We start from the raw sequence: 12,742 nt of genomic DNA, 5'->3' as shown, positions 1-12,742 counted from the left end.
GTTAAGCTTTCACTTTCTATTCTAACGTGTAAAACCGTAACCTAACACACTTTCATACGCGCTCATGTTTTCCTCTTTGTCAGCTCTTTCAGCACCTCTTGCTAGCATTTTACTCATTATGCTTGGTGTGGGTCTTTATGGAACACTTGTTCCACTGAGCCTTCGTAATATTGGCGCACCCGAATGGGTTATTGGCTTGACAGGGTCTGCGCTGTACGCAGGGATGGTTGCCGGAACATTTACTATGGCTCACTTCATTAAGCGCGTGGGACATATTCGCGCATATACGGCATGCGCCGGAACTATTGCTGGAATTATTTTATGCACAGGCCTTTACATATCCCCACTTACATGGATTCCCTTACGGGCCCTCGTGGGCTTTTGCATGGGAGGGGTGTATATTGTTATTGAGAGCTGGTTTCTTGATGCGGCTCCCTTGCATCGACGTGGTGTGTTTTTGGCGCTTTATATGATTGCGCTCTATGCATCACAAGCAGCAGGGCAACTTCTTATTAAACTCTTTCCTATTAATTCCCTCAATCAATTTTGCATGGCCAGTATGTTGACATGTTTTTCCATTGTACCACTCACTATTACACGCATTGTTTCACCGGATGTGCACGAACCAGAAGCACTGACACTCAAAAAACTTTATACCATTTCAGCATCAGGAGTTGTCGGATGTTTTGGCGCGGGTGCCATTAATAGCGCTATTTTTTCTATAATGCCCTTGTACTTCGGAGATTCAGGATACAGCGAGCACGCTTTGGCCAATGCCATGGCTTCCATCATAGGAGGTGCAATGGTTTTACAGTACCCTGTTTCATACGTCTCTGATCTCATGGATAAGCGTAAAGTGATGTATCTTCTGAGCCTCATGATGTGCTTGATTTGCACAATTATTCTTGCCCTACCCGTTCGCATGGAGGTACAGTTACCCATTTTATTCATGCTTCTAGGGGGGGCAACCTTTACACTTTATCCTGTAAGCATCAATCACACTTGCGCGCAAATGGATCGCAAGCACCTGGTTGAGGCAACACAAGGACTCTTACTTGCGTATGGAATCGGCTGCATTATAGGACCTGTTGCTGCATCAGGGCTTATGGGTGTTCTCGGGCGAAATGGTCTTTTACTTTACTATATCTGTACGTCTGCTGCGATGGCGTTCTTTTTTATTCACCGTTCATTTCATGATAAGAGCAAGGGATCCCCTCAGGTAAGCGAGGTTGCTCTTTCTTTACCTACATCACCTGTCACAGCAGAGGTTGCTGTGACCTCATTGCAAGAGCACGACACACAGCCTGATTCTACCACAGATTAGAGCGGGCCAACAAAACAGGGAACTGTTGCACGCATTGGGACGCCACAGCGGAACCTTAACGCACAAAGGTTCATTGTTTGAGGTATCTATATTATTATTTTTCAGATAATTAACAAATAATTAGTAATAGAACTATACAGTAATTAGAGTCGCTAATTTATGGTATATTCTATGAATAAAAAAATTCTAAAAGTACTCACACTGTCATTTGTTTTCACTTCGGCCTCTCACTGTGATGCCGCATGGAACCCTTTTGCAAAAAAGAAACCTGCATCTACGAGGCAACTTGTGCGGAAACCCTCTGGGAGCTTTGCTCAAAATAGGCAACTTGCCCGACAGCCTTCTGGAAGTGTCATGCAACAGTCTTCGGGTCAAGGTCCCATTCACTCAAACTATGTGGTACCTCCCAAACTAGAGATAAAACACATGGAAACACCTACACTGCCAGGGGGTATAAGGGAAGCATACACCATGTACCCAACACTTCCAACAATGCCCTTGCAGGGATTGAATTTAGCAAAGGCTATCCAGCATGCTCAACAGCATCCCAGTGTCACCTCCAAGACATCACGTGCAGCTTGCTCCACAAAATTTCGTTCTTGGGGTGCAAAAAAAGAAAAGCTTCCTTTGGCCCTCAAAAGTTGTGATCCCCACCAGATAAAAAACTACCTGAACGCACTCTTAAAAAGTAAACAGGTAACAGAGGGGATGCTTCTTCCAAAAATAATTATGTATTACAATAACCGTATATCAAACTTCAATCGTATGGTTGAAAACAAAAACAAGGCCGCGTACACAGCAGCCATCAATTCTGCTAAGCAACAGGCGGAACAAATTGCAGAAACGATGAGGGCACGTCAATCGGCAATAGAGCAAAAGAAAAAAGAACAACAAGAAATGCAAGATCTTGCTGCCCAAAACAATCAAATTATTCGTGAGAAACATGAAGGATTGGGGCTTGATAATTTTCAGGACTTTGGGGGATTCGATGATTTTCAAGACTTTGGTGGATCCGATGTTGGTAGCGTTGACAACAATGAATGGGGCGGATCAAATATCCCAGAATTTGGTAGTCCTGATGCTTCTGATATTGGTAATTTCGATGACCTTAACAGTTTCGATAATTCAGGGGGGTATGAACCAGCAACTGATGCCGAAGGCTCTGGTGCGGAAAACTTGGGTGTCTATGACTGGATGTGATCACCTCTCACTTTCTGTCGTGTGCCTACGAAAAAGGTGTGAATAGTACGTACTCTGTTCACTATTAGTGAACAAGCAACATACCTTGTTATCAATACAATCAGATGCTCTCCGTATTCCGTATGGGGGGCTTCTGTTTTAGGATGCGTAATCATCGTAGTTCTTTATTCTGTACAAATTCTTTCCTTGCTTCCCAAGAGGATGGCTTTTCTGGGATCCTTAAGCGTCTGTGCATGCCTGAATCAAGGGCCCACAACTAAAGCCTCTAATCCTCTTTCATGCACATATCATTACAAGCTTGTTGTAAAGAATAAGGGTACAAAAAAAGTCGAGGACTTTCGGAACATAACTCCTTTATTCTTAACGCGCTTCATACAGCGAAATATTGATGATAGCTATTCGTTGGTAGAAACGGCGATGCGCCTTCTCCACTCTTACTCACATTATAAAAAATATACATCGATCTTGTGTCACTGTAATATTGTCTTTATTTCCAATAAGTCAAATTTAACGCTTCGTTAATATTTATTATTTACAATTAATACAGCCCTAGACCGCCGCTTTTTTATTGATTTATAAAAAACTTTTCTAGTTGCGGCTCATGTTCAGGAGGGAACTATGGTTATTATTCAAAATGTCCTTATTCTAACAATACTCGCTTTCTGGGTAACAACCAATCTGCAGGTATTTATGAATCCTATTAACGCATCAATGGCAATAGCCGCACTTTCCTCAGAGCACGTCCATTTAGGGGGGCTTAGCACTCTTGAAAGAACAGTACTACCCCCAGATTCAGGAAAACCTCTTGTTCCAAGCGTTATCAACAAGCTCTTATATATTGCTCCGGGTCTGACTTCTAGCTTTTCAGCTCTTCAGGAGTTGCGATATATTGAAGCAGCAGCAGGATTACCTATTGGTGAGTTATTTTCTGCTGGAGCAGGTGCCTCATTTGCAGGTAGTTTTCTTGCTGCTGCTTTTTTCTCACGAAAAAATAATGGAAAATACCGCACTGTGACTGATGTTGAAAACTTATTACGAAACAACCTTCCCGATTTATTAAAGCGCAAAAGTGGGTTTTTGTGTTTCCCTCCCAGGCACGTGTTTGATAGGGATTGCCTCACCCGGACACTTCAAAAAATTTTTGGCGAGGCTTATCTAAGCTCCATTGAAAAACCTATTTACTTTCATACGCGTATTCGTGGTACTAATGCCGAATACCTTTTTGCTTCTGGAAAAGCACGATCAAACCCCGGGGACGATTATACTTTGGTTGATGTGATTGCCTCGACATCAGCGACAAAAGGGTTATTTAAATCACGTGCTATTGTTAGCCGTGGTGATGTGACCAGGCGCTTGCGTGACATTGTTCCTATAATTCCAGACACAGCCCTACCCTCCCTCCTTGCGTTCAAAGATGAAACGGGGTGTTCCTGGGATTCCCTCGGAATGATCGCTGTTGGATATCTTAATACTCCACATGGTTATCAAAGCACCTTAAACCCACAGGAAATTACATCACGGCATATGGAAAGGGTCCTGCAAATTAACCTAGGGGATCGCTTTATCCGGATGGGAATTGACTATTCCCCAGAGAAGGGTGATCCTCACAGCCTCAGCCCAGATGCCATTCGTCGCCTTATTCACAACGCAAATCCACGCCGGACCAGTAACGAGGCATTTGAGCGCACCTTGCGCAATGGGATGCATGCTCTCAACTTAGCACCCCAACAGCAACTACAGCAACATAAAGCAGGAGTTGTCCTGCGCAGCAACAGTGGAAAAGCGTATGTAATGCCAACAGCCTTATTTGATGCCGAGCGTACACGGCGCGCGCGCGCACCACATGCTCTTATATCACCTGATCTTTGGGAGCAAACCTGATCGCACAAAGACCTTATGGACAAAAGAGGGAGTTTTTCCTCCGTAGTATTTTTCTTAATACATTCATATTGTTCCAGAAGATCATGTACACACCTCACCTCCTCGTACTTTTACTTCTTGTGCAATAAATGGGTAAATTTCCTGGTCAATTGCCAGCCGAACAGAGAGCGCATGAGAATCATCCCTAATCTCCCGCACAGCAGTATGCTTATACAAAAATGAGAGAAGGCGAGTGTTTCCAGGATCACACAAAACACGTATCATGATCCTATCATAATCGAGGCAGGCATCGAGCATCTGTAGTAATCGGCCAATCCCCTCACCCGTCCGCGCTGAGATTGTTATCTGTCGGGAGTTATCAGCAAAAGTTTGGCGATTTTCCAAAGGCAGTTTGTCACTTTTGTTTAATGCTTCCAAGCGACGCTCTGGTGGCGTATGAATATCCAGAACATCCAAAACACGCTCTACCTCCCGCGCCTGATCATTTGTATCGGGATGAGCAACATCCCGCACGTGAATGATAGCATCCGCCTGGTTCACTTCGTCTAATGTTGCATGAAAGGCATTGATCAAACCGTGAGGAAGATTTGCGATAAAACCAACAGTATCAGAAAGAATACAGGAGCGCCCGGAGGGAAGTTGTACCGTCCGCATAGTCGGATCAAGCGTTGCAAAAAGCATGTCTTTTTCAAGAACTTTTGCCTGCGTTAAATAGTTAAAAAGTGTTGATTTTCCCGCATTCGTATAGCCGACAAGGGCTACCACTGGGATCTTGTTTTTTTGGCGTGACTTGCGATGAAGCGCCCGTGTTTGAACAACTTTCGCCAGATCTTTCTCAATACGCTGAATGCGCTGACGAATCATACGCTTATCCATTTCCAGCTGGGTTTCGCCCGGTCCACCAATAAATCCAAGCCCTCCGCGCTGACGCTCCAAGTGTGTCCATGCGCGCACAAGGCGTGTCATTTGGTGGCGTAGTGATGCAAGTTCTACCTGCAAAGATCCTTCCGCGGATTGCGCACGAGCACCAAAAATTTCAAGGATAAGTTCAGTACGATCAAGAACCTTACAGTTGAGTAATTTCTCAAGGTTGCGCTGCTGAGTCGGTGAGATAGTAGTATTTATAATACAAACAGGAATATTTTCCTGTGACACCAACGCACTAATATGATCGATGAATCCTGAACCAAAGTAGGTTGCTGGCTTGGGACTACTGATTTTTTGAATAAAACTATGACACACCTGAAGATCTATAGCCGCCGCCAGACCCTCTGCTTCTTCCAATTGGGCGCTATGTGTCCGCGATGACACATAGCCACTGTACAAAGGTTTCCGGACATAATGTTCTGGGTGAATAACGATACACGTCTGTTTGTTTTTATCTACCGATACTAATGAAACGTCGGATTTTTTCAACGATACTCACATTCTTTACACGTCGTGAAGAACTTTATCACAGATAGAAAGCAAGATGCACAATATTCGCAATAAAAAACGAGATTACATAAAGAAGGTTGTGTGTATTACGTAATTTCTTTAAGACGGAGAGAGTCAATTTCTTTAAGGATAATAGGATCCACGGGTAAAATTGTCGATACGGCATGCTTAAAAATAAGCTGTGAATGTTCTTCGCGGCGCAACAAAACTGTGAAACTATCAAACCCTGTTATTACCCCCTGCAATTTTACGCCATTGACCAGAAAAATGGTAACGGAAGCCCTTTCTTTCCGAAGTTGATTCATAAACGTATCTTGAAGGTCTTGTATATTTTTTGACATAATTTATCCATATTTTTAGGGTGTATTTATTACAAATCTACAAATACCAACAACCACTCTACTCATGTTTCTGTATTTTAGGCAATATGATTTTTGACTTTATGTCAATTTTCTTATTCTTCCTTTAAAGAGATAAAATATTTCACAAAATAGCCTCCTACTCGTGTAAAGTTTAGAAAATGACTCATCTAAATTCTATGACACATACAATTTCACTGATTTACGGAGATGGGATCGGCCGGGAAGTGATCACCGCCACCCGCAGGATCATTGATGCCATAGGCCTTAACATCATCTGGGAAGAATGCATAGCCGGCTGCGAGGCCTTTCACAAGGGTATTGCCACAGGCATTCCACAAGAAACACTTGACTCCATCAACCGAAATAAAACTGTGCTCAAGGGACCTTTAGAAACCCCCATTGGTTTTGGTGAAAAAAGCGCCAATGTAACCTTGCGCAAATGTTTTGAAACGTTTGCTAATATTCGACCAGTCAGAAATTTTCCTAACGTCAATACTCCTTACTCCGATGTCCCCATTGATTTTGTTTTAATCCGTGAAAATGTTGAAGATCTTTATGCAGGCATTGAGTATATGACAAACGCAGAAACAGCTGAGGGATTAAAATTGATTACACGCGAAGGGTGTGAAAAAATTATCCGTTTTGCTTATGAGTTCGCACGCTCTGAGGGGCGAAAAACGCTTCACTGTGCAACAAAGGCCAACATTCTGAAGCTTACAGAAGGTATGATGAAGCATGTTTTCGAAAATGTCTCAAAAGAGTATCCCGACATTGAATCGCACCATATTATCGTAGATAACTGCGCACACCAGTTGGTACGATCGCCTGAAAAGTTTGACTGTCTTGTAATGACGAACATGAACGGTGATATTTTATCGGATCTTGCTTCTGGATTGGTGGGTGGGCTGGGGTTTGCTCCTGGCGCAAACATTGGCAGTGATATTGCTATTTTTGAAGCTGTTCATGGTTCTGCACCCAAATATGCAGGGAAAAACATGATAAACCCCACAGCCGTTCTTCTTTCGGGCACAATGATGTTGCGACATATTGGAGAAATACACGCAGCAACCGCTCTTGAAAATGCTCTTTTTGTCACCCTAGAAGAAGGATATCTGACCCGTGATGTTTTTCAGTCTGGTGGGGGTGTAACTACCTCTGACTTTACCGATCGCATTATTAATAACCTGGGAAAATCTCCGGTGGGAGCGATTGCTCGCACCTATAAAACCATTGATATGCGCCAAATAAAACCAAGTATAACCATACCCAAAGATGTCACGTGCACGGGAATCGATGTATTCATTGATAGCCGCCTACCTGTTACAGAAATTGGAGGAATTTTAGAACGAGCATGCCTTGGTCTCCCCATGCACCTTTCCATGATTGCGAATCGAGGAATCAAAGTATATCCGGATGTGGGGATGAAACCAGCGTGCAACTCATCCTGGCAGTGTCGATTACTGTCCTTGGAGGGAACACTCTCTGATGCCTTCATCCTCCAATTCCTCAGTGGTCTTTCAGCAACATTACCTTGGTCAACAATCAAAAAATTGTTCGTGCAGGGAAATACTCTTTTCTACACCAAAGTCCAGGGTGAGGCTTGACACACACGAAGCCATCACTCCCTCACAGATGAGGCCTACAAAGAGACTCGCTTATTTTTGACATCAAACAAGAAAGGGTTTACCGGATATACGGACCAGATATTGAACCATACACAGACAGGGAAACTATCCTCTAGGCTCTTTATTTTCTTTGCCATTTATGGACGCCTCAGCAGCAGAGCTATCTTCATCGGCTTGATAACCGTAAAAACTGTCTCTATCTTCTTCTTCCGTCATAGCAAGATAGGCGCGCACAGAATACCCTCGACCCAAAACACCGCGATGGGAGGCTTTTGATTTACCAGAAAAAGAAGCACGCCCGGGACTAACAAATTGCCTACGACTCTTGCGTTTCTGGCGTCTGTGCATATTCTGCATACGTTTTTTTTGTTTTTCAATCCGATCTTTGTGAAATTTGTCTAGCGCACCCCACGAAAAGCTACTACCCTCATGTACGCTTTCAGGCGAAGGGTTGTATATACGCCGCAATTCAGAAAGAAGCATGTTCTTGTCTGCCTGCGGTCCTCGCGCACTCAAGAGAAGATCGCTCGGCAGCCACGTGCGCAACCATCGCGGGATATTTGGCGCTACATGACGCACATATTCATCGTCAGAAAGCAGTAATCCTTCTGCAACAGCCCCCGATAGTACACTGCGTTGGGAAGCGCGCGCATTCATCTCTGCCCAGCGTACTTCCGCATCACGCGCACACCCAATTAAACGCTTTTGATGGGGGGATAAGTCATCCCAGGAAATGTCTGGAAAATCCTTCAGCGTCTGAATTAAACTATTTTGAGACAGTTCCCGTCCGCGATGCAGGGGGCGATCCCCTGGTAACCACATCCTGATTTTTTTGGGAAAAGAATTCCACACAGCAGGATATTCTGAGCATCCAACTGCTTGTGTGGCAACACTATCGTCAAGAATGCTCTCGGCGCAGGCAGAAATAAAAGAAGTTTCACCTATGGATAATAATAAAATTACTCTGATTAAATATGATTTTTTTTTCAATGGAATCATTCTACTTTATACATCTGTAATTATACGTATATTTTGGCTGTGAAAAAAATCCGCGTCTTTCACGGTGGTCACATTAATGAAAATGCCATACTATATTTGTGCAATCGAAGTCGGAGGTTGATTCATCACATGCGAGAAAAACATTATGCGTCTTTTTTCTTTTGAAGAGCAGCAACAATGACTCCTGTTATCACGAAGCCCTCCCCCAATTACACCCCGCGGTTAGATGCCACAACGGGCAATCAGGTGAAGGTGGAGTTTTTAATTGCACACTTTACACAAATTTCTGCTCTAGAAACGCAAAAAGCATTTTTAACGCCAGGCGGTGTAAGTGCACATTACACGGTTACAGATACGGGAACGATCTGGCAACACGTTGTTGAATCAAACGCTGCCCATCACGCCGGTGTTTCCTCTTGGGCTGGCATCCATAACCTTAACAACCGCTCTGTAGGTATTGAGTTTGTACATCCCGGATACCGGTGGCACGAAAAACTATCCCCAGAAAACACAGTAATCATACCGGGCATGCGGGAGCAATGGTATCCCTACTCATCAAGACAGCTTGAAGTAGCAGTCCCTCTGATGAAAAACATTATTAAGCGCCACCAAATCCCCCAACAGGGGATATTAGGACACAGCGATATTGCCCCCGATCGTAAAATTGACCCTGGCCCACTGTTTCCCTGGGAATGGCTGTCGAAAAATCATGGCATTGGCGTGTGGCCCAAACGAACATCCCCATCCGCAGGTGATACATCAGCAGGCCAGGTTGTCCATTTGTTGCGGATGATTGGATATAATTTTTGCGATACAATGACGCGCAGACACTTAGAAAGGCGGATACGTGCCTTTCAAATGCATTGGCTTCCAGAGAACCTCAGTGGCCAGGCTGATGAAGAAACAGTTTGGCGTATGAGATGTGTGGCTGATGCAATGCAAAAACACCGTTTCAAACCATAGAACTTTCTGAAGAAATTGTACCGCTAAGCCTCGACAAAACCGCCTCCATGCTATCCTTTCGTAAATACAGGACCAGTGGCTCGCCAGCGGGTTCATCCAAGGAGAAACCATCTACCCTGGGTAATGGGATTTTGGGATGTGAACAAAACTTAGCTCGTTGAATTTTCAAGGGTTCTCATGGATACAATAAGCTCCCAGAAAGCCTCATGTGCTGGTAACCACGAACTAACGCCCTTGAGACGCTTGAGTGTTTCTTTGCTTTCAACCGGATTCATTATCAGTGATACCAATGCCTCATCGGTAAAAATACGGGTACGTGGAATATTTCTTTCTTGGGCCAGTCGTTCACGAAATTCCGCCAAGATTTTTAGACGCTCACGCATTGGCGGGCTATAACGATTATTGTTCCAACGTCTCCATACGTTTGCAGGATCTTGGCTGTTTTTCACATGCAGGATCATTTCCCCACTTTGCACACGCCAGGCGTTTATGAGGTTTTCTTCCGTCAATCGCTTCTCAAAAAAGTGATATAACTGAGGGAGATAAAGCACGTCCCGTGCCGCATAGGACGTTTGCTCTTCTGTCAGAGGACGATCTCGCCATTTCCCGTGCTGTTCAGACTTATCCAAAGTAACTGCCATCACCTCCATAACCAGCGAAGCATATCCCACTTGGCGGCCCATATTGAGTAATCGGCTTGCAATTTGTGTATCCAAAACTGAAACAGGTGTGACATTAAAGTCATGCATGAAAATTTCACAATCCTGATCCGCAGCATGCATAATTTTTATAATATTATCATGAACCAAGACAGGCGCTATCACGGAAACATCAAGAAGCGTAGGATCAATAATATACACATCATTTGCCACGCAGACTTGCATCAAGCAAAGCTGTGGCCAATAGGTACGAACTCGCCAAAACTCGGTATCAAGCCCTATAATAACAGGAGCGCTTTGCGCATGCGCAAGAAGACCCTCCACACATTGGGTAAGCTCTTTTTGACTGACGGGGACATGTATTTTCACGGCATTACCTTTGTTGGATTTTGATTATACCGCCTCTCGAACAAAGATTCGACATAAAACTAAGAAAATAAGGCTTTTTAGCGAATGAATCAAGGAAAGTACTTGTGTTTTTCTGAATCAATGGTATACCCCTATTCATATTTTCTAGTGAATATGGAAAATTCCCCTCCTTGCTCATTCAACGCGCATGGGCTTGTAACGATAACGTTCATTAACCGTAAGGAGTTATAAATGAATCTTTATGAAAGCGTGTTTATCGCGCGCCAAGACCTTTCTTCCAAACAAGTCGAAGAGCTTGTTGAGAAATTCTCAAAAATTGTTGCCGATTTTAAAGGCAATGTGTTAAAAACTGAATTTAGTGGTTTACGGCCTTTGGCATATCCTATCCAAAAAAACCGTAAAGGCCACTATGTCATTATGTACATTCAGGCACCGGGTACGTTTGTTACGGAACTTGAACGCACAATGAAACTGCGTGAAGAAATTTTGCGCTTTATCACACTTGAGCTTGAAAGTGTTCCGGAAGGATCATCCCCCCTTCTCAAGCAAGCTCGTTTGTCTTCTGAAGGTGACAACAACCATGGTTCCCCCCGCACAGGAGATGATCGCACCCATCACCACTCACGCAGCTCCCATGAGTCGCGCCAAACTGCACAGGAAGGATAAACACTATGGCATACCCATCAAATCAATCAGGAAGCCGCACATCATCCTATACGCCAGGGCGTTCCGATGATCGTTCGTCAGCACAGGGCGGTAATAGAAAGCCCTTTTTTAAGCGCCGTCGTTCATGCCCTTTTTCAGGTAAAGATGCCATTGCTATCGACTACAAGGATGTGCGCATGCTGCAGCGGTATGTAACAGAACGTGGCCGTATTATGCCACGGCGCATTACCGGTATCTCAGCCGCTGCTCAACGCAATCTTTCTAAAGCTATTAAGCGTGCGCGTTTTCTAGCTTTGCTTCCCTACGTTGTAAAATAGGAGTACACAACCATGCAACTGATCCTCCTCGAACGAGTCCGCAATCTAGGCTTCATGGGCGACATCGTCACAGTGAAGAGTGGCTATGGCCGTAATTACCTTCTTCCGCAGGGAAAGGCTTTACGCGCGTCTGATGCAAACATGAAGGTGTTTGAATCACGCAAATCTGCGCTTGAAGCAAAAAACATTGAACGGCGTCAAGAAGCAGAGAAATTTGCTGCAAAGATGAAGTCCGTTACAATTATTCTTGAACGAAACGCCAGTGAACTTGGGCAACTATACGGCTCTGTTACAGACCGTGACGTTGTTGATTTTCTTGAGACACAAGGTTTTAAACTTGAACGTCGTCAGATTCATCTTACGGCTCCCATTAAACAAGTCAGTGTATCGTCTGTGCAAATTGTTTTGCACCCTGAGGTTGATTTTACACTCCCCATTAGTGTTGCTGCAACACTTGATGAAGCTACGAAGCAACTGCGCGAGCCATCAAAATCGGCTGAAGAAAAGAAAGCTGAAAAAGATGCACAAGCCGCTGCTGAAGCAGCTAAGTGGGAAGCAAGCAATAGTATTGATGACATAGAAGATAGTTCAGAGGAAGAATAAAGAATAAGGATTCTGTCACTGAACCTATTGCCTCATAATTAGCGAATATGATATCCCCTTCCTTAATTTGGTGGGGGATTTTTTTATGGGCAGATACGACATCTGATGCTGACTTTAACACCCCTACAAACGAAGGCTTCATGATTTCGACAACTAGCATGTGCATACGTGGAGTATCTACTTATGCCCATATAATTCAAAAGGGTTCTGTGATCCCCTAGTAATGTGCCCGAGATACACCGAATTCATTCATGGGATAGCTACGATCTCTATGCGAAGGTCAGAAGCAACTGATTGATCGTGTATCAAGAACGATACATTCTTATTTTTTGTGTGA

At 44.0% G+C, this 12,742-nt stretch carries 12 protein-coding genes; 8 read left to right on the top strand and 4 right to left on the bottom strand.

Annotated features, from left to right (window positions below; genetic code table 11):
• Positions 1–64 precede the first annotated feature (64 nt).
• From H6849_03965 to H6849_03955, 3 genes are all read left to right on the top strand, one after another.
• Positions 65–1,324, top strand: coding sequence for an MFS transporter (locus H6849_03965; GenBank protein ID USO01226.1), 1,260 nt, complete (start codon positions 65–67; stop codon positions 1,322–1,324).
• A gap of 171 nt (positions 1,325–1,495) precedes the next feature.
• The gene (locus H6849_03960; protein ID USO01225.1) at positions 1,496–2,524 is read left to right on the top strand and encodes a hypothetical protein; all 1,029 of its coding nucleotides are present in this window, start codon (positions 1,496–1,498) and stop codon (positions 2,522–2,524) included.
• A 618-nt stretch (positions 2,525–3,142) separates the two neighbouring features.
• Complete coding sequence (locus H6849_03955) at positions 3,143–4,405, top strand: hypothetical protein (GenBank protein ID USO01224.1); 1,263 nt, start codon at positions 3,143–3,145, stop codon at positions 4,403–4,405.
• A gap of 81 nt (positions 4,406–4,486) precedes the next feature.
• Here the strand turns inward: H6849_03955 and hflX are convergent, their stop codons facing one another.
• Both hflX and hfq read right to left on the bottom strand, forming a co-directional pair.
• Positions 4,487–5,821 (bottom strand): GTPase HflX, encoded by a 1,335-nt coding sequence (gene hflX / locus H6849_03950; GenBank protein ID USO01223.1) that lies wholly within the window; start codon positions 5,819–5,821, stop codon positions 4,487–4,489.
• A gap of 107 nt (positions 5,822–5,928) precedes the next feature.
• Positions 5,929–6,183 carry an RNA chaperone Hfq gene (gene hfq / locus H6849_03945; GenBank protein USO01222.1) on the bottom strand — a complete coding sequence of 85 codons (255 nt, stop codon included), beginning with the start codon at positions 6,181–6,183 and terminating at the stop codon, positions 5,929–5,931.
• Positions 6,184–6,362: 179 nt separating this feature from the next.
• Between hfq and H6849_03940 the strand changes: the two genes are divergently transcribed.
• On the top strand, positions 6,363–7,808 hold the full coding sequence (locus H6849_03940; protein USO01221.1) for an NADP-dependent isocitrate dehydrogenase: 1,446 nt from the start codon (positions 6,363–6,365) through the stop codon (positions 7,806–7,808).
• Between the two features lie 126 nt (positions 7,809–7,934).
• On the opposite strand, the gene H6849_03935 is transcribed toward H6849_03940, so the two are convergent.
• The gene (locus tag H6849_03935; protein USO01220.1) at positions 7,935–8,819 is read right to left on the bottom strand and encodes a hypothetical protein; all 885 of its coding nucleotides are present in this window, start codon (positions 8,817–8,819) and stop codon (positions 7,935–7,937) included.
• 186 nt (positions 8,820–9,005) lie between these two features.
• Here H6849_03935 and H6849_03930 point away from each other — a divergent pair, with 186 nt between their 5' ends.
• Positions 9,006–9,791 carry an N-acetylmuramoyl-L-alanine amidase gene (locus H6849_03930; GenBank protein ID USO01219.1) on the top strand — a complete coding sequence of 262 codons (786 nt, stop codon included), beginning with the start codon at positions 9,006–9,008 and terminating at the stop codon, positions 9,789–9,791.
• A 149-nt stretch (positions 9,792–9,940) separates the two neighbouring features.
• Here H6849_03930 and H6849_03925 read toward each other — a convergent pair whose 3' ends face one another.
• Positions 9,941–10,819, bottom strand: a complete 879-nt coding sequence (locus H6849_03925; protein ID USO01218.1) for an HRDC domain-containing protein — start codon at positions 10,817–10,819, stop codon at positions 9,941–9,943.
• Positions 10,820–11,050: 231 nt separating this feature from the next.
• Here H6849_03925 and rpsF point away from each other — a divergent pair, with 231 nt between their 5' ends.
• Genes rpsF through rplI form a run of 3 tightly spaced genes read left to right on the top strand, consistent with a single transcriptional unit; the run spans position 11,051 to position 12,405 of the window.
• Positions 11,051–11,485 (top strand): 30S ribosomal protein S6, encoded by a 435-nt coding sequence (rpsF, locus tag H6849_03920; protein USO01217.1) that lies wholly within the window; start codon positions 11,051–11,053, stop codon positions 11,483–11,485.
• A 5-nt stretch (positions 11,486–11,490) separates the two neighbouring features.
• Positions 11,491–11,802, top strand: coding sequence for a 30S ribosomal protein S18 (locus H6849_03915; protein USO01216.1), 312 nt, complete (start codon positions 11,491–11,493; stop codon positions 11,800–11,802).
• A 12-nt stretch (positions 11,803–11,814) separates the two neighbouring features.
• The gene (gene rplI / locus H6849_03910) at positions 11,815–12,405 is read left to right on the top strand and encodes a 50S ribosomal protein L9 (GenBank protein USO01215.1); all 591 of its coding nucleotides are present in this window, start codon (positions 11,815–11,817) and stop codon (positions 12,403–12,405) included.
• Positions 12,406–12,742 lie beyond the last annotated feature (337 nt).

It is taken from the genome of Alphaproteobacteria bacterium (assembly GCA_023898725.1).
GTDB lineage: Bacteria > Pseudomonadota > Alphaproteobacteria > JAUHZC01 > JAUHZC01.
Note: the sequence above shows the minus strand (reverse complement) of the source record. Positions and strands in the feature narration are given on the sequence as shown.